This is a genomic window from Kordia sp. SMS9 (genome assembly GCF_003352465.1).
Classification (GTDB): Bacteria; Bacteroidota; Bacteroidia; order Flavobacteriales; family Flavobacteriaceae; genus Kordia.
The window spans coordinates 1,117,632-1,140,931 of the sequence record NZ_CP031153.1 but is presented as its reverse complement, the minus strand read 5'-3'; the positions used below and the strand labels follow the sequence as shown (position 1 = coordinate 1,140,931).

The 23,300-nt window shown below is 35.8% G+C and carries 19 protein-coding genes and 1 pseudogene; 10 read left to right on the top strand and 10 right to left on the bottom strand.

Going from position 1 to position 23,300, the window contains the following annotated elements:
• Nucleotides 1-374: 374 nt before the first annotated feature.
• The 5 genes and pseudogenes from KORDIASMS9_RS05010 to KORDIASMS9_RS04990 form a co-directional block, all read right to left on the bottom strand.
• Nucleotides 375-1,643, bottom strand: a complete 1,269-nt coding sequence (locus tag KORDIASMS9_RS05010; RefSeq protein WP_114901789.1) for an MFS transporter — start codon at nucleotides 1,641-1,643, stop codon at nucleotides 375-377.
• 363 nt (nucleotides 1,644-2,006) lie between these two features.
• Nucleotides 2,007-4,082 carry a glycoside hydrolase family 97 protein gene (locus KORDIASMS9_RS05005; RefSeq protein WP_114901788.1) on the bottom strand — a complete coding sequence of 692 codons (2,076 nt, stop codon included), beginning with the start codon at nucleotides 4,080-4,082 and terminating at the stop codon, nucleotides 2,007-2,009.
• Nucleotides 4,083-4,478: 396 nt separating this feature from the next.
• Nucleotides 4,479-6,167, bottom strand: coding sequence for a single-stranded-DNA-specific exonuclease RecJ (recJ, locus tag KORDIASMS9_RS05000; protein ID WP_114901787.1), 1,689 nt, complete (start codon nucleotides 6,165-6,167; stop codon nucleotides 4,479-4,481).
• Between the two features lie 421 nt (nucleotides 6,168-6,588).
• Nucleotides 6,589-6,888 (bottom strand): annotated as a pseudogene (locus tag KORDIASMS9_RS04995) (GIY-YIG nuclease family protein).
• A 584-nt stretch (nucleotides 6,889-7,472) separates the two neighbouring features.
• On the bottom strand, nucleotides 7,473-7,895 hold the full coding sequence (locus KORDIASMS9_RS04990) for an OsmC family protein (protein WP_114901786.1): 423 nt from the start codon (nucleotides 7,893-7,895) through the stop codon (nucleotides 7,473-7,475).
• Between the two features lie 111 nt (nucleotides 7,896-8,006).
• Between KORDIASMS9_RS04990 and KORDIASMS9_RS04985 the strand changes: the two genes are divergently transcribed.
• The 9 genes from KORDIASMS9_RS04985 to KORDIASMS9_RS04945 all read left to right on the top strand — a co-directional run bounded on the left by KORDIASMS9_RS04985 (nucleotide 8,007) and on the right by KORDIASMS9_RS04945 (nucleotide 15,512).
• Nucleotides 8,007-8,597 (top strand): carboxymuconolactone decarboxylase family protein, encoded by a 591-nt coding sequence (locus KORDIASMS9_RS04985; RefSeq protein WP_114901785.1) that lies wholly within the window; start codon nucleotides 8,007-8,009, stop codon nucleotides 8,595-8,597.
• A 3-nt stretch (nucleotides 8,598-8,600) separates the two neighbouring features.
• Nucleotides 8,601-9,107 carry a hypothetical protein gene (locus tag KORDIASMS9_RS04980; protein ID WP_114901784.1) on the top strand — a complete coding sequence of 169 codons (507 nt, stop codon included), beginning with the start codon at nucleotides 8,601-8,603 and terminating at the stop codon, nucleotides 9,105-9,107.
• 196 nt (nucleotides 9,108-9,303) lie between these two features.
• Nucleotides 9,304-9,717, top strand: a complete 414-nt coding sequence (locus tag KORDIASMS9_RS04975; protein WP_114901783.1) for a response regulator — start codon at nucleotides 9,304-9,306, stop codon at nucleotides 9,715-9,717.
• Between the two features lie 49 nt (nucleotides 9,718-9,766).
• Nucleotides 9,767-10,309: a heme NO-binding domain-containing protein gene (locus KORDIASMS9_RS04970; protein ID WP_114901782.1), complete on the top strand. Its 543-nt coding sequence runs from the start codon at nucleotides 9,767-9,769 to the stop codon at nucleotides 10,307-10,309.
• Nucleotides 10,306-12,285, top strand: a complete 1,980-nt coding sequence (locus KORDIASMS9_RS04965; RefSeq protein WP_114901781.1) for a PAS domain S-box protein — start codon at nucleotides 10,306-10,308, stop codon at nucleotides 12,283-12,285. Before KORDIASMS9_RS04970 ends, KORDIASMS9_RS04965 begins: the two co-directional genes overlap by 4 nt.
• A gap of 3 nt (nucleotides 12,286-12,288) precedes the next feature.
• On the top strand, nucleotides 12,289-13,428 hold the full coding sequence (locus KORDIASMS9_RS04960; protein WP_114901780.1) for an FIST signal transduction protein: 1,140 nt from the start codon (nucleotides 12,289-12,291) through the stop codon (nucleotides 13,426-13,428).
• Between the two features lie 2 nt (nucleotides 13,429-13,430).
• Nucleotides 13,431-14,480, top strand: a complete 1,050-nt coding sequence (locus KORDIASMS9_RS04955; RefSeq protein ID WP_114901779.1) for an ATP-binding protein — start codon at nucleotides 13,431-13,433, stop codon at nucleotides 14,478-14,480.
• 3 nt (nucleotides 14,481-14,483) lie between these two features.
• Nucleotides 14,484-14,801: an Hpt domain-containing protein gene (locus KORDIASMS9_RS04950; protein ID WP_114901778.1), complete on the top strand. Its 318-nt coding sequence runs from the start codon at nucleotides 14,484-14,486 to the stop codon at nucleotides 14,799-14,801.
• A gap of 3 nt (nucleotides 14,802-14,804) precedes the next feature.
• The gene (locus KORDIASMS9_RS04945; RefSeq protein ID WP_114901777.1) at nucleotides 14,805-15,512 is read left to right on the top strand and encodes a LytTR family DNA-binding domain-containing protein; all 708 of its coding nucleotides are present in this window, start codon (nucleotides 14,805-14,807) and stop codon (nucleotides 15,510-15,512) included.
• A 323-nt stretch (nucleotides 15,513-15,835) separates the two neighbouring features.
• On the opposite strand, the gene KORDIASMS9_RS04940 is transcribed toward KORDIASMS9_RS04945, so the two are convergent.
• Nucleotides 15,836-16,513, bottom strand: a complete 678-nt coding sequence (locus KORDIASMS9_RS04940) for a class I SAM-dependent methyltransferase (protein WP_114901776.1) — start codon at nucleotides 16,511-16,513, stop codon at nucleotides 15,836-15,838.
• Nucleotides 16,514-16,671: 158 nt separating this feature from the next.
• On the opposite strand from KORDIASMS9_RS04940, the gene KORDIASMS9_RS04935 reads away from it, so the two are divergent.
• Complete coding sequence (locus tag KORDIASMS9_RS04935; RefSeq protein ID WP_114901775.1) at nucleotides 16,672-19,245, top strand: T9SS type A sorting domain-containing protein; 2,574 nt, start codon at nucleotides 16,672-16,674, stop codon at nucleotides 19,243-19,245.
• A 179-nt stretch (nucleotides 19,246-19,424) separates the two neighbouring features.
• Here the strand turns inward: KORDIASMS9_RS04935 and KORDIASMS9_RS04930 are convergent, their stop codons facing one another.
• From KORDIASMS9_RS04930 to KORDIASMS9_RS04915, 4 genes are all read right to left on the bottom strand, one after another.
• Nucleotides 19,425-19,688, bottom strand: coding sequence for a hypothetical protein (locus tag KORDIASMS9_RS04930; RefSeq protein ID WP_114901774.1), 264 nt, complete (start codon nucleotides 19,686-19,688; stop codon nucleotides 19,425-19,427).
• Between the two features lie 351 nt (nucleotides 19,689-20,039).
• A complete protein-coding gene (locus tag KORDIASMS9_RS04925) occupies nucleotides 20,040-20,288 on the bottom strand; it encodes a hypothetical protein (protein ID WP_114901773.1) in 249 nt (82 codons plus the stop codon).
• Nucleotides 20,285-21,040, bottom strand: coding sequence for an HNH endonuclease (locus tag KORDIASMS9_RS04920; RefSeq protein ID WP_114901772.1), 756 nt, complete (start codon nucleotides 21,038-21,040; stop codon nucleotides 20,285-20,287). The genes KORDIASMS9_RS04925 and KORDIASMS9_RS04920 overlap by 4 nt, the downstream gene beginning before the upstream one ends.
• Before the next feature lie 107 nt (nucleotides 21,041-21,147).
• A complete protein-coding gene (locus KORDIASMS9_RS04915) occupies nucleotides 21,148-23,202 on the bottom strand; it encodes a tetratricopeptide repeat protein (protein ID WP_114901771.1) in 2,055 nt (684 codons plus the stop codon).
• Nucleotides 23,203-23,300: the final 98 nt, after the last annotated feature.

The following is a 23,300-nucleotide window of genomic DNA, read 5'->3' as shown; positions in this document are numbered from 1 at the left end:
AAAAGACGAATGAACAAATTGACAAATCTACAACCGTAAGAACCAATTTAAAATTCAGCATTCAATAGTTACAATAAAAACAGTCTAAAAGCGATAGCGATCAAAAAAAAGAATTGAGAAGTTAGTATTGAGTATTGAGTGTTTTCATAGTACGATTCGTTTTTCACGAGTAACAGATTGCCACGTGTTTTTTTTAAACACTCGCAAAGACGTATCAAATAACAAAAAGATGAATAAACAAATTGACAAATCTACAACCGTAAGAACCAATTTAAAATTCAGCATTCAATAGTTACAATAAAAACAGTCTAAAAGCAAAGCGGTCTAATATCTAAGAGCGTCAGCGGTCTAGCAGTAAAACGATCTTAAAAAAATCAAGATGTTTCCGATTGCCGTTTGATGTCTTCGGTCAAATCTAATTCACGCAATGAAGGATTAAAATAACCTGTCGCAAAAACAGTAATCAACGTCATCGTTCCACCAAAAATAACGGCCGTAACTGTTCCCATCAACTTTGCAGTTAATCCACTTTCAAACGCGCCCAATTCGTTAGACGAACCAACAAATATTGAGTTCACAGAGGCTACACGACCGCGCATTTCATCAGGCGTACGCAATTGTAAAATGGTTTGACGAATCACCATAGAAACTCCATCGACCAAACCACTGAAGAATAAGGCAACTAACGAAATCCAAAATATATTAGACAAGCCAAAAACAATGATACAAACTCCAAATCCGAAGATGGCAGCCAATAACTTTTTACCTGCGTTTTTGGTAATCGGAATGTACGCAGTAGTCAACATTGTTAAGACAGCTCCAACGGCTGGTGCCGCACGCAACATGCCAAAACCTTGCGGTCCGACTTCCAAAATATCTTGTGCGAAAACGGGCAATAAAGCAACCGCACCACCAAATAACACCGCGATCATATCTAGCGTAAGCGCGCCCAAAATTACTTTTTCGTTACGTACAAAATTGATGCCTTCGCGCAAACTTTCCCAAACATCTTCGCCAATTTTAGGATTCAGAATTGGTTTTTTAGGAATCAAGAAAAGAATCATAAATGACAACACGACCAATCCAAAAATGATACACAACGACCAATGCACGCCAATCCAGTTAATGGTAAATCCAGCGAAAGCGGGACCTAAAATTGTAGCGGTTTGCCAAGTAGAACTACTCCAAGTTGCTGCATTTGGATATATTTTTTTGGGAACGATTAACGCAACCAATGAAAAGATGGTTGGACCAAAAAAGGAACGTAGAATTCCTCCGAAAAAGACCAATGCATAAATAGAATACAAAACAGAATTTTGTGACCAATTTTCAGTGATTTCTGGAGACGTCAACAAAAACAATCCCAAACTAATTAAAGAGAAAAAAGCAATACATGTTGATAATAAAGTACGTTTTTCTCGCTGATCCACAATGTGTCCTGCAAACAACGCCATTCCAACAGCAGGAATGACTTCCATCAATCCGATCAATCCTAACGACCATGGATCTTTGGTGATGGAATATACTTGCCATTCAATCACAATAAACTGCATGGACCAACCAAATACTAAAAAGAATCGGACTAATAAAAATATATTGAATTCTTTGAATCGTAAGGCTGCGTAAGGATCTTGTTTTTGCACGTGGTGTTGGTTTCATGGCAAAAATACACTATAAAATGGAATTAACCGTGAATAAAAACTTTCACAGCTTAGCTGCGTTTTTTTGTGTAGGAGTTTATAAGTTTAGATGTTTATGGTTTCGATTGATGGTATTCTTAGTATTGTGGGAAGTTGAACCATACTGAATCAAGTTCAGCACATGAGTTCAACTTAACGAAATACATTTTCAAATTATCAAATTTCTACATTAAAAAAAACGTCACTTCGAGTGGCGAATCCGTGATTCGTTGTATCGAGAAGTACTTTGATAATCTGAGTTTCATAGTACTTCTCGATACAAATTTGTTCCACAAATTCACTCGAAGTGACGTTTTGTATGTAAACTTACTTTCTCATAAAACTAATCGCCGTTCCGCCACCAGCAGCTAAGTGGAAGTTAAGTTTTGTTTCAGAAGTCACTTCCATGGTTTCAATCACAATTTCGGTCGGATTGTCATTCCAATGTGCATCTTTTCCATCTTTGTAAATGATAGCTGTGTACGTTGTATTTGGCGCTAAAAAGTCTAAAGAAACATCTAGGTTTCGAGCGTTTTCATCTGTGATACTTCCCAAAAACCAATGGCCAGTTTTTCGTTCTTCACGAGCAATCGTGACAAAATCACCAACCTCTCCGTTAAGGACTTTGGTTTGTTTCCAATCTACACCCACATCGCGGATAAATTGCAACGCAGGATTTCCTTCGTAATGTTCAATCAAATCGGCCGCCATTTGAATGGGACTGTAAATGACAACATATAATGCCAATTGTTGCGCAATGGTTGTATTGACTTGATTTTCGTCTTTATACGGTGTGAGTTTGATGTTGAAAATTCCTGGTGTATAATCAATCGGACCTGCCAACATGCGTGTAAATGCTACAATTGGCAAATGTTCTGGAGGATTTCCACCATCGGCTGCCCACGCGTTAAATTCTTGTCCACGCAACCCTTCTCGGGAAATAATATTCGGATACGTTCTGCGCAACCCAGTTGCTTTGATAGGTTCGTGCGCGTTTACGGCAACTTCATATTCCGCGGCTTTGATGGCTGCGTTGTTGTAATGATTCACCATCCATTGTCCGTGATGATATTCGCCTTTTGGAATAATTTTGCCTACATAACCCGATTTTACCGAGTGAATTCCCAAATCCTTCATCAATTGATACGCTTTGTCCATTTGTTTGTCATACGTGCCAATCGCTGCTGAAGTTTCGTGATGCATGATCATTTCCACACCTTTTTCATTGGCGTAACGGACAACTTCTTGCAAATCGTAATCGTCATACGGTGTAATAAAGTCAAAAACACCTTCGCGATCTTCAAAACCGATCCAATGTTCCCAACCTGTATTCCAACCTTCTACTAACACACCTTTAATGTTATTTTTAGCTGAAAAATCTATAAAAGCTTTCGCGTTTTCGGTAGTCGCGCCGTGTTTTCCTGCGGCTTTGTCCCAAGACGATTTCCCTAAGTGCATTTCCCACCAAATTCCTGTGTATTTCATGGGCGTAAACCAAGAAACATCGTCTAATTTAGAAGGTTCGTTGAGGTTGACAATCAGTTTGGAATCAATCAATTCCGTTGCTTTTTCTGCAATTTGAATCGTGCGCCAAGGCGTTGTAAAAGGTGTGCTGCGTTTTACTTTATAATCAACACGTCTGGAACCTACCAATTCGCTTTGAAGCGTTAAATTTTCAGTGTCTACTTTCAGTGTCATTCCCGAATAATCAATCAGTGCGGCTTCATGAATGCTGATGTGCAAACCATCTTTGCTACGCATCGTAACTGGCGTATTGACGGCATTTTCAGGAATATAGGTTTGTGCCAAACTTCCGTGATTTGCTTTGCTCAACGCGTCAATTTTAGAAACTTTTGAAGTGGTATATAAATGCTCATAAATGTCCCAATCGCCCGGAATCCACCAAGCAGTGTGATCGCCTGTGAGTTGAAATTGTGTATTTTCATCCGTGATCAACACGTCGTTTAAATGTTCTTGTTTTGGGAATTCGTATCGAAATCCAATTCCGTCATCATATACTTTAAAAACAATGTTTAATTTTCGCTGTAGCGAATCGTTCTCTTGTAGTTCAATGGTGAGTTCGTTGTAGTGATTGCGCACGGTTTCCTGTTCGCCCCAAGGCATATTCCAAGTTTCATTTACGGAATTTGTCGTCGTTTTTACAATTTTAAAATTATCATCCAAAGAAGGTACATTTTTCAAGTCAAAACCTAAGGCAGAAGAATCAATGACGGTGGTGGTTTTGTGTGAAATTTTGTAATGAGCAGTTCCGTCATCTGACAAGAAAAAATCGACATTCAAGTTTTTATCTGGCGAAGCAATAGTTGCGATTTTTACTTCTTTCGCACACGAAAAAAAGCAAAAAATTCCAACAAGTAGCAACGTTTTCAAGAAGGTTTTCATAGTACAAACGATTGATTAGTTTTTTAAAAGTACAGTTTTCAACACAAAAAAAAGTACGCAACCGTTTTCGTGTTGATAAGTTGTGCTCTAAAAGATTCAGGATTTTTAGATTGAAGAATCAAGATGCTTTTAATATCACATTTACCAATTAAAGAACTTAGAAGATTTCAAAGTGCTTCTTGATAGATTCTGAATCAAGTTCAGGATATTATAAGTGACGCTCAAGTATTCTAAAAAATTGAATTCAAATCGTCTGTTCGAGTGATTCGCATCAGCGAATTGTATCGAGAACTGCTTGTTTTTAATATTTTTTTCGTTTCAAAAAAACTTTCCTCTGAAGTAAATTTTCAAATCAACACATTTTCAAATCAACACATTTTCAAATCTTCAAATTAACTACCGAATATCCCGCAGTCGCAGTTGTAATTTGGTTTCGCCGTTCCATGTGTTTTCGTCAATAGAATAGACAGCGTCAAATGGTTTTTTACCTTTTACTTTGGAAAGTTTCTCGCCTAAATTGAATCCGATGCCATCAATTCGTGGCGAGTTTCGTTGTAAAGCCGTGAGTTTAATATGTGTTTTTTCCGAACCGACACATTTTGCCCAACCTGTGTCTTGCAAGTGCGTACTCATAAAAACAGGACTCATATTTTTTGGCCCAAATGGCGCAAATTGTTTTAGAATTCGGTAGAATCTTGGTGTGATTTCTTGAAGTTTGATTTCTTTATCGATCAAGATTTCAGGTGTCAATAATTTCTTGTCGATTGTATTTTTGACGACTTCTTCAAACGCATCTTTAAACGCTTGATAGTTTTCTTCTTTCAACGTTAATCCTGCTGCATATTTGTGTCCGCCAAACTGAATGATATGTTCTTTGCATTGTTCCAACGCATTGTACACATCAAAACCTGTTACCGATCGGGCAGAAGCAGCAAGTTTGTCACCACTTTTTGTGAAGACTAAGGTTGGTCTGTAATAAGTTTCAATCAAGCGCGAAGCTACAATTCCGATGACACCTTTGTGCCAATTTTCATCGTACACTACTGTGGAAAAACGTTCTTGCTCTTTTAATTTCTCTATTTGTTGAAAGGCTTCTTGGGTAATTTCTTGATCCAATGTGCGTCGTTCCGAATTGAACGTTTCAATGGACGCAGCGTATTGTTTGGCAACTTCCAGATCGTTCTCCGTTAACAACTCTACCGCATGCAAACCATGACTGATCCTTCCTGCGGCGTTGATGCGTGGTGCCACCACAAAAACCACATCCGTAATCGTTAATTCGTCCTTTTTTAATTGACTGATGATTGCTTTAATTCCTGCTCTTGGCGCCGAGTTGATCACTTGCATTCCAAAATATGCCAAGGTTCTATTTTCGCCTGTGAGCGGCACAATATCTGCTGCAATTGCGGTGGCTACCAAATCCAAGTACGGAAATAAATCTGTTATTGTTTGTCCTCTTTTTGAGCCTATGGCTTGAATCAATTTAAAACCTACGCCACAACCGCACAATTCGTCATACGGATACTGGCAATCTTCCCGTTTTGGATCTAAAATTGCAACGGCTTTTGGCAATTCAGTTCCAGGTCGGTGGTGATCGCAGATGATCATATCAATGCCTTTTTCAGTGGCATACGCTACTTTTTCAATCGCTTTGATGCCGCAATCAAGTGTAATAATAAGCGAAATATCATTGTCGGATGCAAAATCAATTCCCATGAACGACACGCCATAACCTTCCTCATACCGATCAGGAATATAGGTGGCAATATTAGGATAAATTGTTTTTAGATAGGAAGAAACCAATGCTACAGAAGTAGTTCCATCCACATCATAATCGCCATATATTAGTATATTTTCGCCGTCAGCTATGGCGTTGTCAATTCGCGCCACAGCGACGTCCATATCTTTCATCAAAAACGGATCGTGAATGTGTTCTATAGAAGGGCGAAAAAAGTTTTTGGCATCTTCATAGCTTTCAATGCCGCGTTGCAATAGCAAGGTTGCTACAGTTTCGTCAACTTGCAACACGTTTACTAAGTGTTGAATTTTTTGTGTTTCTGGTTTTGGTTTTAGTGTCCAGCGCATGTGTGATGTGTTTAGATTTTTAATGTACTTTTGGTTTCAGAGTACTTCTCGATACAATTTTCTATCGAAAATCACTCGAAGTGACGTTCGTTTATGCATCAAAATCTAATTTTATTGTTGGTTTCGTATTCTACTATTTTTTCGTTTCAGAGTACTTCTCGATACGATTTTTTATCAAAAATCACTCGAAGTGACGTTATTGCTTTTCTACAAATACTCAAACGTCTGATCGAGTGGAATTCTGAAAGAATTTTGTATCGAGATCTGCTTGTTTACTCAAGTTTTCTTTTCTGTTTCAGAGTACTTCTCAATACGATTTTTTATCAAAAATCACTCAAGGTGACGTTTTTGTTTCTTTACAACTGTTCTGATTCCCATACGTCTGATCGAGTGGAATTCTGAAAGAATTTTGTATCGAGATCTACTTATTAACTCTAAATTTCTTTTTTGCTAAATTAGGTAAAGCTTCATATTCATTATTAATTAACGCTTCTTTTTTAGCACGCGACCATTTTTTTATTTATTTTTCAATATCAATCGCCAGATTAATATCTGTGAAAGAAGCGTAAAAAGCTAAGGATATTGGTCTTCGTAAGTAGGTATAACAACGTTTATAAAATCCTCTTTGATGTTGTTCAAAACGTTGTTCAAGATTTGAGGTAACTCCTGTATAATAAGAGCCATCATTACATTTTAAAATGTATACATACGATTGTTGCATTTTCCTTGTTTATTTTTCTTTCAAAGTACTTCTCGATACAATTTTCTATCGAAAATTACTTGAAGTGACGTTTTTGTTTCTTTACAAATATTCTGATTTCCAAGCGTCTGATCGAGTGAAAACCCCCAAGAGTTTTAGTATCGAGATCTGCTGTGAAAATCACAATATTTTTTTGTTTCAGAGCACTTCTCGATAGATCTTGAATCAAGTTCAGTACACTCGAAGTGACGTTTTTGTTTTTTTACAAATGTTCTGATTTCCAAGCGTCTGATCGAGTGAAAACTCCCAAGAGTTTTAGTATCGAGATCTGCTGTGAAAATCACAATATTTTTTTGTTTCAGAGCACTTCTCGATAGATCTTGAATCAAGTTCAGTACACTCGAAGTGACGTTTTTGTTTTTTTACAAATGTTCTGATTTCCAAGCGTCTGATCAAGTGAAAACTCCCAAGAGTTTTAGTATCGAGATCTACTGTGAAAATCACAATATTTTTTTGTTTCAGAGCACTTCTCGATACAATTTTCTATCGAAAATTACTCGAAGTGACGTTTTAAGTTATAAACTGAGGAAAATGATTCTACGGAATTAAGAACTGTGAAAATACGTATTGGTTTCCACTTTTGCAAAACGACGGAACATTTCCATCACACCGCAATAGGTTTCTACCGATAAATCAACCGCGCGTTGAATCTTTTTTTGATCTAAATCATTCCCGTAAAAGTGATAATCTAAGGTGACAGTATGGTAATATTTTGGATGTTCGTCCGTAAGTTCACCAGCAACTTCCATTTTAAAATCAGCTACTGATACTTTCATTTTGTTGAGAATGGAAACCACATCCAAACCTGAACAACCTGCCAATGACGATAACATCATGGCTTTTGGACCTAAACCTTCATTGTTTCCTCCATTTTCAGGCGATGTATCCATCAATACGGTTTGTCCTGTAGGATTGTCAGATTCAAATAACATATTACCTTTCCATTGTGTAGTGATTTTATGTGCCATCGTAAAATTTCAATTCATTAATAATTGTGTAAATTCGCATGCAATACAAAATTGTTTGTTCACGCAAAGTGAATTCAAAAATACAAGTAATTAATTTAAAAATATACGATTATGCCATTAGTAACGCCACTAAATCCAGATCATGATTTGGAAACGAAAGAATTAGCCGAATTTTTCAACGAAACGCTCGGATTTTGCCCAAATTCTGTACTGACGATGCAGCGCAGACCTGCCATTTCGAAAGCATTTATCAATCTAAATAAAGCTGTGATGGCAAATGAAGGGCGCGTAACGTCTGCTTTGAAACGTATGATTGCTTGGGTAAGTAGTAATGCTACAGGATGTCGTTATTGTCAAGCGCACGCTATCAGAGCTGCGGAACGTTACGGAGCAGAACAAGAACAGTTAGACAATATTTGGGAATATAAAACACATCCTGCGTTTTCAGATGCGGAACGTGCTGCATTAGATTTTTCGTTGGCAGCGTCTATCATTCCAAATGCGGTAACTGAAGATATTAAAGCTGAATTATACAAATACTGGAATGAAGGCGAAATTGTAGAAATGTTAGGTGTTATTTCCTTATTCGGTTATTTGAATCGTTGGAATGATAGTATGGGAACTTCTATTGAAGAAGGCGCCGTAGAAAGCGGAAACCAATATTTAGGAAAACACGGTTGGGAAAAAGGGAAACATATATAATTTATGGGAGAAACTCAAAATAAATGTCCACATTGTAGAGCAGAAACAGCACAAGTAGCAATTACTTGTGAAGCGTGTAAATTTCCAATTGCGGGAACCGAAAAAGAGAAAGCGATTTTTATTGGACAACAAACAATGAATATCTCAAAGGTTGTCAGTGCTGGAGAAGTGGTGAAAAAAACACAAATCATTCTTTATATAGTAGCTGGATTTAAGGCGTTGAGTGCTTTTTTAGTGTATTACAATTTTAACAGTGTAATAGACGCAGTATTCTATCTAGTTATTGCACTGATTTTAGCAGTATTTAGTTATTTATTACCTAAAAAACCAGTCGTTTTTATTCTTTCTTCGCTCGCTGTTATTTTAGGATATTATTTGTTGTTATTTTTAGTGAATCCTAGATTATTATACAGTGGTGTTTTGTGGAAATTTGCCACTGTAATGGCACTTTTATACGCGTTATACACTGTTGTGGAAAGTCAAAAACTAAAGAAAAAATTCAATTTATAAAATATAAAACCCTTATTATGAACATGTAAGGGTTTTCTTTTCTTTCAAGATGATTCCTTAAAAAAATGAGTATTCTCAAAATTTTTCATCTACACTTATTTGCATTTCGTCTACACATATTCTTCGTTAAACTGCAATCAGCGTTTCCTAGTTTTTTATACAGTAACATTGTACTTCAATTGCTACAGACTAGAAAATGAAAAACACATTAAACGTATTATTAATCGAGGATAACATGATTGAAATCATGAAGATGAATCGGACCGTTTCTTTGTTGGAAACCAAGCACGCAATCACGGAAGCAAAAAATGCAGAAGAAGCGTTGGCAATTTTAGAAACGAAAGAAAATTTACCCGATATTATTTTACTTGATTTAAATATGCCGAAAATAAACGGAATTGAATTTTTAAGCATTTTAAAAAATGATCCCGATTTGCGACATATTCCCACCATTATTTTAACAACCTCAGACAATAGAAAAGATATTTTGGAATGTTACCGCATTGGAATTTCTGGCTACATTTTAAAACCCTTAAAATATGAAGAGTACGTTTCTAAAATAGAAATTGCACTTTCGTATTGGTCCATTAACGAATTGAAAAGTGCCTAACCTTTTTTTATCCCAAATAGTAAAAGAGAACTTAACCTAACTGTGCTTTATGAAAGGAATTATCTTTACAGAATTTTTAGATTTGGTTGAAGATAAGTTTGGACTAGAAATGGTAGATACAATCATTTCACAATCTAAACTTGAATCTGAAGGCGTGTATACCGCCATTGGAACCTACCGCTTTTCAGAAATGTTGCAGTTGATTCAAAACTTGAGCAAACACACAGAAATTTCTGTAGATCATTTGCTACTTACGTATGGCGAACATTTTTTTAGCATTATTGAAGACAGTTACCCCGGACTGTTAGCCACGTACAACGATCCTATTGAAATGCTATCTTCTATTGAAAATCATATTCATGTAGAAGTTCGCAAAATTTATCCTGAAGCTGAATTGCCCACATTTATCGTGGAAGAAAAAACGGCAAACTCATTAATCATGATCTACAAATCGAGCAGAGCCATGCACCATTTTGGATTGGGTTTAATGAACAAAACCTTTGAACACTTCAACAGTTCTGCCGAAATTATACTAGAAAAAATAAAGGAAGACGGAACCGAAGTAAAGTTTATCATTAAAAAGAATGAATGAGTCAGGAAGAAATAGACATACTACAACGCGCTTTACAACGTGAAAAGGCTGCCCGCCGCGCCGCCGAGAAAATTCTGGAAGATAAATCGAGAGAATTATACGTTTTATCAGAAGAATTAAAAGTCTCGAATGCCAAACTAGAAGCATCTGTTAGTGAGAAAACCTCTCAATTAGCAGGTGTTTTTGAGAATATAATAGATGCGTATTTAGTGATGGATTTGAAGGGAAATGCATTGCGAATGAACGATGCAGCTTCCGAACTTTTTGGCTATGATATTTCCAAAGAAGCGTTGAACGTCAACAATTTAATTTATCCTGAAGATGCAACCTATGCTTTTGAATCGTTTGGTCAATTGATTGAAAAAGGACGATTTTCCAATTACACAGCACGCATTGTGCGAAAAAATAAAGAAATACGTTGGGTGCAAATTAATGCCAGTTTGATTTATGACGGACAAAACCGCCCTATTGCAGCACAGGGAATTATTCGTGATATCACCGATCAAAAAGAATTTGACGACAAACTGATTGAATCTGAAAATAGATTATCAAGCTTAATTCTCAATTTAGACAGTGCTATTTTATTGGAAGATGAAGATCGAAAAATCATATTGACCAATGAAAAGTTTTGCAATATTTTCAAAATTCCTGTGGCGCCTGAATTTCTAAAAGGACAAGACTGTTCTAATGCTGCGGAACAAAGTAAAAATTTATTCAAAAACCCGGAGGTCTTTATTGAAACCATCAACCACATTTTAACAGCGAAACAACAAGTTATTGGAAAGGAACTTGTGATGACAGATGGCACGATTTTAGAGCTAGATTTTATGCCAATTTTACAAGGCGACATTTACAAAGGACATTTGTGGACGTATAGAAATGTAACGCTAAAAAGGCAGTATAGCAAGAGTTTAGAAGCACAAAAGGAAAAATATAGCAGCATTATTGCCAACATGAATCTCGGTTTGGTGGAGGTTGATAATGATGATAACATTTTGATGGTGAACCAAAGTTTCTGTGAAATGTCCGGTTATCATGAAGAAGAATTGATTGGACAAGTTGGTGGAATATTATTTCCAATTGCGGCAGATCAATATATTATTACGGAAGAGAACAAAAAACGGATGGACGGCAAATCAAATTCGTATGAAATTATTGCAACCACTAAAGGTGGGCAAATGCGAAATTGGTTGATAAGTGGTGCGCCCAACTACAACTTGCAAGGCGAAGTTATCGGTTCTATCGGGATTCATTTAGACATTACCGAACTTAAAAATCTGGAAAAACAAAAAGAAGAAATCTTAAAACAACTCGAAAAAAGTAACAAAGAATTATACGAATACGCACACATTGTGTCGCACGATTTAAAATCGCCACTGCGTAGTATTGATGCATTGATTTCTTGGATAAAATCAGACAATGAAGGGAAACTTGATATGGAAACCTTGCAAAATTTTGGCATGATTGAAAGTACGCTTGAAACCATGGAGCGACTGATTTCTGACATTTTAGAATACTCGAGTGCTGGTTCGGAGACTAACAAATCAGAAGCAGTAAATCTCAACAAAACGATGGAAGATTTAGATCGTTTGTTATTTGTGCCAGAGCATATTTCTGTAAATGTGTTAAAAAAAATGCCTACCTTAAAAGGTGATCCTACCAAATTTCAACAACTGTTTCAAAACCTGATGAGCAACGCTATTAAATTTTGTGACAAAGACAACGGAATCGTAGAAGTCGATTTTGTAGAAGAACCTTCGTTTTTTCAATTTTCAGTGCGTGACAATGGCATTGGGATTGAAAAAAAGTTCCACGATCGTATTTTTAAAATCTTTCACTCGCTCAACAAAAGCAAAGATTCTACAGGAATAGGCTTGTCGATTGTGAAAAAAATTGTGGATCTATACGAAGGAAATATTTGGCTGGAAAGCGAACCAGGAGAAGGAACAACATTCTTCTTCACAATAAAAAAATAATACATGAAAACGGTACAACTCAAAAAAACAACACAATCCGATTGGCAGTATTTGAGCGAAGATATTCCGCTTCAAAAACCGCTTGTGTTGGTGTTTGGAAATAGATATATGTTGGAAAGCGGAACGCTTCTTAAAGAAGTACGTTCACTGTTTCCCGATGGTGAATTTGTATTTGGTTCTTCTTCTGGAGATATAACATCGCAATATGTAGATGATGAAAGTATTACACTAACAGCAATTGAATTTGAAAAAAGCTGCTTTGAAATAAAAACGGCAAATGTTGTTAAAAACGGTGTGAAGGCAGACAGTTATGAAACGGGAAAAAATCTAATCAATCAACTTCACAAAAAAGGATTGAAACATGTATTTGTAGTTTCGGAAGGAAGTTTTGTCAACGGAAGTCAATTAACTTTAGGAATGAATTCGGCAATCGACGACAACGTGCTCATTACAGGCGGATTGTGTGGCGATGCAGCACGATTTGAAAAAACACTCGCTTCGTACAACGAATTGCCAAAATCGGGTGAAATTGTCGCCATTGGTTTGTATGGAGAAACCCTAGAAGTCAGTTTTGCCATCAACGGTGGTTGGACGCCTTTTGGACCAGAACGTATTGTGACAAAATCAAAAGAAAACATATTGTATGAATTGGACAACAAACCTGCGTTAGATTTATACAAAAAATACTTAGGTGACAAATCGAAAGAATTGCCTGCGGCGGCTTTATTATATCCACTCAAGGTAAAATCGACAAACGAAAAACAATCTATTGTACGCACTATTTTAAACATTGACGAAGAAGAAAACTCCATGATTTTGGCGGGAGATATTCTTGAAAATTCGCGCGTTCAATTGATGATGACAAATGTTGACAATATAGTAGATGCTTCTGAAAAAGCTGCATCGCAAGCATTAAAATCACGAAAAAACAAACCAGATTTAGCTATATTAGTCAGTTGTATCGGACGAAAACTAGTGCTAGATCAACGTGTAGAAGAAGAAGTAGAAGAAATATTGGAAGTCGTTGGAAAAGAAACCACTATTTGTGGATTATATTCTTACGGAGAAATTGCACCTTTTAGTAACGAACAAAACTGCCAATTACACAATCAAACCATGACGATTACACTGATAAGCGAATAAAAATGAATCCCCTTTTAAAACGACAATTGCGAAAATATGTATCACAGGAATTGCAAAATCATCCTGAAATGGAACGATTTCTCGATGCTGTAAATCGTTCGTACAATACATCCAACGAGCAATTTTCCATGTTGCAACGTGCTACGGCAATAAGTTCGGAAGAGCTTTTTGAAGCCAATGCACAACTTCAAAATGAATCAGAAGCACAAAAAAAGATCATTGAGAAGTTAAAAAACGTGATTGACACCTTAAAATCCTATGAATTAACCGATGATGAAACGCAAGAAGATATCACATCAGATTCGCTGCGTTTGGTAGATTTAATTGACAATCAAACCAAAGAAATACTACAAATCAATAAACAGCGCGATAAATTATTAGCCAATTTAGAACGTCAAAACCAAGAACTGAACAACTACACACATTTGGTTTCGCATGATTTAAAATCGCCGCTGCAAAGCATAGACGCACTCTCCACTTGGTTGAAAGAAGATTACAACGAATTGCTCGACGAAAACGGAAAGGAAACCATCAAACTGATCCGGAATAATGTGGAAAAAATGGATCGGTTGGTCAAAGGGATTTTAAAATATTCTACGATCGGAACGGTGGCGCACGAATCCTATGATGTGGATTTGGATCAAATGGTGAAAAAAATTCTTGATTTTATGGACATTCCAGATCACTTCACGGTTTCTATTCCTGAAAAATTACCCACCATAAAAGGTGATAATTTCCGCATGGAAGAATTGTTTCGAAATTTAATAAGGAATGCGATAAATTTCAATGACAAAGCCAAAGGCGAAATTACTATTGGGTATACAGATAAAGATGACTTTTGGGAGTTTTATGTGAAAGATAATGGCAAAGGGATTGAAGAAAAATACTTTCAAAAAATCTTTGTAGCATTTCAAAAACTAGAAAACAACTATAAATCTTCTGGGATTGGACTTTCCATCGTGAAAAAAATTGTGGAACTTTATAATGGTTTTGTTTGGATAACATCCAAGCCAAATGTAGGAGCTACCTTTTACTTCACCCTAAAAAAGTAACCAATGGAACAACCAAATTTAAACTATGTAGAACAATTAGCGCGGGGCGATGAAAAAATTCGACAAACCTTAATTGATGTCATCAAAACAGAGTTTCCAACAGAAAAAAACGAATACTATAAAAGCTTAGCAGAAAAAAATTACAAAAAAATAGAAGAAAATGTTCACAAAATTAAGCACAAAATTAGTATTTTGGGACTTGAAAAAAGTTATGAACTTGCCAATATGTATGAACACAATCTTCGCGAAAAAAGTAGGCAAGGTGAAGCTGACTTTGAACAAATTTTAAACACAATGACGGCGTATATAAAAACTATGTAAGGTATGAATTGTATAATTATTGATGATGAAAAACTGGCGAGAACGATTATAAAAACATTGTGTGATGAAATTGATTCTTTGCAAGTTGTAGGCGAATTTCCAAATGCGATGCAAGCTATTAAATACTTGAATGAGAACGAAGTAGATTTGATATTTTTAGACATTCATATGCCTGATTTTACAGGATTTGACTTTGTAAAAACGCTTAAAAGTCCGCCAAGTATTGTATTAACAACATCTGATCCTAAGTTTGCTATTGAAGCGTTTCAGTACGAATGTATTGTAGATTATTTGCTAAAACCGATGGAAGCAGATCGTTTTAAAATTGCCGTTAAAAAAGCCGAAAAACAGCAATTAGTAGCCGCACAAACAGCAGAAAGCAATACAGAAAGCAGTTACGAAAATGACTTTTACATCAACATTGATCGGCGTTTGATCAAAATTGACATTCCAAGCATTTATTTGGTGGAAGCTAAAGGCGATTACATTCACATCAAAACCGAAGATAAAAATTACACGGTACATTCTACCTTAAAGAAAATTGAAGAAAAACTACCCGATTCATTATTTCTGAAAATTCACCGTTCGTATATTATCAATTTAAAGAAAATTATTGATATTGAGGACAATAGCGTGTTAATCAAAAAAGATGTCATTCCCGTAAGTCGCTCCAAACGACCAGAATTGATGAAGCGTTTGGATCTTTTATAAGGTAAATCGCTGTTACTTCGACGAGCTCAGTGTGAACGCTTTTAGAAACGCTATCGCTATTAGATCGCTACTAGATTTTAGACATGTTTGATACATCTTCGCGAGAATTTCAGAGAAATTCGTGGCAATCTGTTTGTTTCGTATTTGTATTTTTTTAAAAAATAAGCCAATCATTTTTTAAATCCTCTATCAAAAAGTTCGCCTCTTAGAATTACTGCATGGCTTTAGCGAGATTTGCAATCTCGCGTAAACTTTGAAGCTGAAAGCAAAGCAGTCATAGAAGATGCTGCGAAAGCAGAGACAAGTCCAACAACCGAAGAAGTCTAAAAAACAGTGTACAACGTCGTCACAATCACACCTTTTCCATTTTTCGGTTGAATTGCCAATAATTGTGTTCCATTTTTCACTTTAAAATCAAATGGCGGCGCTAACACATCAATACCACTTTGTTTTTTTAGGCGAATGCCTTGTCCAGAAATAATATCCATGTTTGGGATGAAACGCTCGTTTGGTATATGTTCGGTAAGAATAACATATTTGTACATTGCTAACTTAGGCACAATTTGTTGAATTTCACAGTTGGAAAGATGTTGCAACACCTGTCGCACCAACGCACAATCTCCTTTGGGTAATGTATCTTTGGCAATATCCAAACACAGAAACGATAGATTTTCCGCAGAAAACTGTTCTTTATTTCGCGCGATCAAATCAGGAACAATGTCTATAGCAATATACTTTTCGGCAAATGCTACCAATTGCGTTCCTATATTAAAATCGCCACAACCCAAATCGCAAACAATCAGCGGTTTTTCAAAAGAAGTCAAAAACGAACGTACTGCTTTTAGGTATGGTTTTACCAATGTTTCTTCATGCGAACCTTCTCCAGAATAAAAATCAGTTTTAGCATCAGTTCCCCAAAGATTCAGATCGTAAATCTGCTCCATCGCTTCTTTCGTAGGCCATGGTTTCTTATCTTTTTTGGGTGAATTGTTGTGTTGCATCTCGCACAAATATAAAGTTTACAACGCACTTTGTATGTTCGACGAAATTTGCTAGTCAACAGAAAATTGCATTTCGTCTACACTTTTCATGATCGTGCCGCCAATTGAGCTTTTCTTTTTTCGCTCTTCCTAGATTTGTGATGTAAATCATTAAGATCATGAAGAAGTCACTACTTATATTAAGTCTATTTATCATTACTATTGCAAACGCTCAATTCCCTTTTTATTGCGATTATGATGCATATTTATTTCAATATAACGATGTGTATTCTATTGATTTAGCTTCTGGAAATTCATTTTTAGCAGCCGAAGATATTACACCAGGAAATATTAATGCAGCCGCATACAATCCGATAGACGGATATATTTGGGGATCGTTGAGTTCGCCTGCAAAAAGTATTGTACGTATTGGACAAGATTTTCAAACGACCACTTTTTATGTAGACGAATTGCCAACTTCCAACAGGTATGTTGGCGATGTGAGTGCCGCTGGAATATATCACTTAAAAGGTGGTGGCACTACGTATTATAAAATTGACTTAGATCCAAATTCACAAACCTATACACAACATTTAGGAACAGGGACTTTATCACAGAATATTAATATTCACGATTGGGCTTTTAACGCCGTTGACAATATGTTATACACGGTTGAAAAAGGTTCCAATATTTTGTACCGAATTGATCCTACCACAAGTACCGTACAATCACTTGGTGAAGTTCCTGTTTTATCAGGTTTAAATTACACGTATGGCGCGGTTTATTTTGACCTTTCTGGACGTTTTTATGTCTCTGCCAATCAAACAGGAACAATTTACGTGATTCAAGCTGTACAAGATTTGAGCGGTGCAAACGGAATGAATTCTAATTTGTTTGCGTTTGGACCATCGAGTGCAAGTAATGATGGTGCGCGTTGTCCGACGGCACCAGTTCCACAAGAAATTTGCGACAACGGTATTGATGATGATGGCGATGGTTTGATTGATTGTCAAGATCCTTCGTGTTCGGGTTATGGTCAATGTGAAATTATTAACCCAGAAGCTTCTGGAGGAAATGAAGGCGGATTGGAAAGTAATGGTCGCTTGTCGGAAGCCATTAACAAGCGCAATTACAATCGTGCAAAAACCAGCTATACATTTGATAGAAGCACCGCTAAAACAATTAAAAAATCAGCTTCGTATGCAAAATCGAATACCAACGGATTTCAATTACAAGATTTTATTCCAATCAACAGCATCGGCGAAGATAGTGCTGTAGAATCAACGCCTGCGGATTTGGTCAACATTACCAATGCCACTGAAATTTACTCGGTAGATTACATAAAAAACCAAACGTCGGTTGCTTCTATTTTGGCTTTAAAAACAGAAAATGGCGTGTATGAACACACAAAATATATTTGCGATCGGTTGTTGGGTGCGGAACTCATCTCGGTTTCAACCATTGATATCAACGGACAGCAGTTTATCAAATCGCTTATAAAAAATACAGACAATACTGTAGAATTTGTGTTAAGCCTTTCGACGAAAGTAACAAACGGCGATCTTAATTTCGGTATAGAAAGTCACTGGAATTTAGATAGATACGAAGAAAATGTTACTTTTTACAACTTTCAAATTTGGTCAAATTCTTTGGACGATTTATATCTTTTAGGAACAGAAGTTTTACACTTATTGAATGTTCAAAAACCAATTGCAACCTATGACGTATCAACGCCGCCAACGGTTTTTGTAAAAAAAGGAAACTATGAAAATGGCGCATTGAATTTGCAAATTGTCAACACAAACGCTACACAAAACATCACGTTTGATGCAGGTTTTAGAACGACAGAAACCAGCGATTTTACTACGACAAGTTCAGCATTGGATTTGAATGGAAATTATAGTACCAACATGCAAGTGCCCACAGGAAATTTATTTGACATTGGATTTCGAATTGGCGATGGCGTTGCCACTCCGGACGATGTATTTATGTCAGATGGTCCTTGGGGAATTGATGATTCACAACAAAACACTACCGTTTTAAACTACACGGTTTCCCCAAATGATTTTCAGTTTGATTCGGATGTTTTTCCAATAGAAAGAAATGTGTCGCTTCAAGCAACCACAAACACCTATGTTGCAGCATACAGAGCGTTGACACCAAGATTTCAACCTGTAGATTTGACAGCATACAATACTTTTAATCTAACTGCAAGTGGAACGGGAACATTAGAAATTGCGTTGGTAAAAGGAAGTATTAGCAATTGGGAAGCACAACCTAAAAAGCTCATCACATTGACAGATACGGATCAAGAATTCAACATTCCGATCTCAAGTTTTTCAACGGCGACGAATTCGACAGTTACTTTAGATGACGTAGTTACAATTGTCTTTACCATAGCTTCTGAAAACGGACAAATCAGTACACATACAGTAGATTTATCACATATTTATTTTTCTATCGAAAGCACTTTAAGTGTTGTTGAAATAGAAAATGACACAACGAATATCTCGGCAATTCCGAACCCGATGACAACACACACAAAAATCCTATTTACTGCAAAGCAATCCGAGGACGCACAGTTAGCTGTTTATGACCAAGTAGGCAAGGTAGTTTATACAATGATGGTTAACACCGAAATTGGTCAGAACAACATCCCCCTAAACCTAAATAACCTGCGTCCTGGATTGTATTTTTGTAACATACAAAGCAAAACCCAAACCTACAAAACCCTAAAACTGATTGTACAATAATATTTGGTTTTTTAATGTGAAGACTCCGCTCATCAGCGGAGTTAATTCAACTTACAATTTTGAATGCGCTCAAAAGCTTCTCAAAATTGAGTTTTATTAATTTTTTCGTGATAATTATTTTGGTTGATTGTGAAAAGGCAAAAGGAAGTGATTCTTTTTGCCTTTTTGATTAGTTCCAATTATGCTACAGTTCGACACCAAAACGTATCAGGACAATATCCTAGAGACTCACAATCAGCAGCCAATGTATTATCACTACAGCCTGGATGTTGCATCGTATTACAAGTTCCGGAATCAGCAGGATGCGGAATTGTAGTGATTGTTGTATCCGACTGTCCGCATTCAACAACTGAGCAAGAAACAATAGCTCCTCGTTTAGTGGCATGTAAATTAGAAATAGAAATTTTGCTTAAATTCAGGTTTTTTAAATTCTTTTTTTTCATAAGATGTGATTTTAAAAGTTATAAGTGGAACTAAAATAGAATCAATAGTGATAAAAGAATAATAACCTATACTACGATTCACTGAATTGTAGTAAACTAAAAAAGAACTAATCAGTAAGTGTGAGTAGTGAAGTTAGGGTTTAACGTATTCGTACTAAAGACATTAGTCAGCATTTAGTTTTCTTGCACCTAAACACCTTATATCTGTACTTTGAAAAGTAAAATACAGATATACAAAACGCTAAGATTGATTGTTAAGTAATTAATTATCTACTATTCGCGGTAATTTTAATTGGTTGGTTGAAAAGTGGAAATGAAGTAATTTTTTGTCTTTTTAATAAGAAGTTAAGTTTAAGGTGATATTTTTACTTTAGCCAAAAACTCATCAAGTTCGGTTTCGGTTTGAAAGTGAAAATTACCTTCAAATTTATTTTGGAAGAACTTCATTAAACTTAATAAGTTTTCAAAAACTCTAAATGAGTTTCCCTCATAATTATATATATAAAATACTTTACTGGAATTTTTTTTTGTAACTAATATTGTTTCTAATGTTCTGGATCCTCTTAGATATTCCACATTAATGGCTTGAAATTTATTCATTTTATAAATATATTTTGAAAGTGATAATCTAGAAATTCCTTTTTAGGTAAAAACTTTTCTGGCCTTATAATATTTTGATTGTTATACTTAGTAAAGAAATCTTTTACAGCTTTATCTTGTGAAAAGTCATCAAAGAATTCGGATATTTTAACTTTAAAATTTGGTGTTATTGTTATTAATCCTCTGTCGAAAGCTTTGTCATGAATTGAATTTAAACATAATCCATTGTGAGGGTTTGTTCTGTTTTTAATATCTTTTGACCAAGGTTTTATATGACTAGCAATTAAAAGATCGGGTATGGAAAGTCCAGTTATGCAGCATTTTGAATTATATGAGGATAAAATTGTGCTTCTGAAAAAAGTTTGATTTATTCTTGTTTTGATAATTATTTCTTTTTCTTTTCCTTGTGGTATATATTCTAAATTAATATCTTGAGTTTCTTTTTTTTGAAATTTTAAAATTAACTTTTCACTTTCAAAAACTAACTTTTCCCAATTTCCATTAAACTCATTCCAAATATCTTCTTCAAGTTTACTTCCATTAACTAAACCTATAATCCCTTTCTTTTTCAACTCTGGATCTAATCTTCCAAAGTTACCTATCTTCATATTCAAAGCTGATGGTGATCTTCCAATGATCTTGGCGTATTTTATAACCATTGGATTTGTTTTACTACTATTTTTAAAAGGTATTTTACAATACGCATTAAACGCAATAATAGTTTCCTCTCTTGACCAGTTTTTCCTTGTCATTATTTTCTTTGGAATTTTGTTCTAACAAGTTATAAAAAAGATTCTAATTAAGTAAATTTAAAACATCAACTAGCACAGGGTTTTTCAAACAAGATATTGATTGAATTCTACTTCTCCCCAAAAACCCACTTCACCCTAACTCCAACTTCCGTAAACGTAAACCCAGCAGCCGTGGCGGAAGCAATATTACTGCGTGTTCCAAAGATATTTGCCAAACAACGATCAGAGAATTTGTAGCCTAATTTCCCTTGAAAACGATATGTACTCTGACTTTCGTTATCTTCAATATACTGCAAACCTGTAGCTGCTGTGAGTTCGTAAAACCATTCGGTGGGTTTTGTCACGTTTTCATCTTTGATGAGGTTGAGAAATACTTCACCAGCGTTGAATTTCTTGGGACTGAAATATATACTTGGCACTTGATTTTCAAACGTAATGTACTGATAGTTCAACCCAACTTTTAAAGAAGGCTTGCTCAAAATGTTATAGTATAAAGACGTAAACAGTAAATTCCTAGAATTACCATCGTTTTGCGTCGTGTAATAATATTGCGTAAACCAACCCAAATTGAAATTGGTACTCACATTGTAATTCGCGTAGAAGTTGTTTTGTGCAATCTCACGATCCAACAAATCGGCATTGAAACTTTGAATTTCACGTTTGTACCCAATATCCAACGTTTGTAATTTAAACGGTTTTATGTGCAACGATACATCTGCTAATAACTGCGTAAAATCATTCGTTTCGGCAGTTGCAGCTGTGAGTCCGAATGTTCCTTTAAACGTTATCGTTGGCAACAATTGATATTCCAAACCTGCTGAAAGTGCGTGCGAAGTCGCTTTGTTATTGGTTATTGTATTGTTTGTAGTTCGGTATTTATAGTTTCCGAGAAGTTTCAAACGTGTCGAAAACGGAAACTCAACCGTATTTTGCACCGAAAACGCTTCGTTATCGCCATTGTCAAATGTATACGAGGCTTTTCCATCATAAAAAGGTGAAAACTTTGTGTCCAACTCTTTCAAAAAGGTCATCGCATCTTTCTGATTGTCATAAAATGTCAGCGTCTTTTCTGCGGTAGCGATGGCGTCATCATAACGACCTAAGGCTTTTAACACGTTGGCTTTTCCTAAGTTTCCATCAAAGGAAGTGGAATCGTTTGCTAAAATCTGATCGTAATCAGCCAAACTCTTTTTAAAGTTACTTTTGTACACATGTAACGTTGCGCGTAAGGCTAAAATCCAGTTTTTGTTGGGTTGTTTTTTAATGATTTCATCAATTAAATGTTTCGCTTTTGTATACTTTTTATTCCAAATTAATGCCTGAATATAACGTTCTGTCGTTTGCTGTTTTATAGATGAATTTGAAATCGTATTTAAACGATCATACGATTTTTTACTTGTGTTTAAAGCTTGTTTTTCCTTTCCTTTCAAATGACTCACCAATGCCAATCCGTTCAATGCAGCAATTGTAGCTATTTCGGTTTCAGCGTTTTCAAACAGTGTTTTATAGGTTGTTTCGGCATTTTCAAATTCACTTTTAATCAAATACAAATTTGCCAAATTCAACAAGGCATTTGTATCATTCGCGAAAAGCGACAGACATTTTTTTAACAAAGTTTCTGCTGCTACATATTCTTGTTTTTGCTGTTTTTGGTAGGCATTGCCTAAATAAATATACTTTTTAGACGTCAACGCGTTCGGATTTCCCGGCGAAACTTCCAAGGCTTTATGCACATACACTAAGGCTTCGTCATATTCTTGTAAGTTCGATAAAGTATTGGCAAAACCTAACAACGCAGGGAAACTCGTGGCATTTTTTGCAACTAATTTTTGGTAATACGCTTTCGCGAGATTAAACTCTCGGTTCCACAATAACGATTCGCCGTAATTCAACTGCACTTCAAAATCGTTTGGAAAGTCGTTTACTAACTTGGTGAAGATTTTTTTCGCTTCCGCAGAATTGCCATGGAGTCCAACTGCGCGACCGTAACACAAGCGCGCCGTTTTATTCGTTGGATAGTCTTGCAAAATGGTTTTAAAAAATGTTTCTGCTTCTTGATACTTTCCGTTTTCCAACAATGAAAAACCATCTTTCATATTCTGAGAGAAGCAAAAAATACTTGTAAATAGAAACGAAAAAAGTACGATATATTTTGAGTGCATTGTCTTTGTTTTTAATCAATTGTAAGGTAAGCACAACCTACCGATCATTCATCGTAAGAAAATTGAATCTCACCGACAACACGCCTATTTTCGTGGTG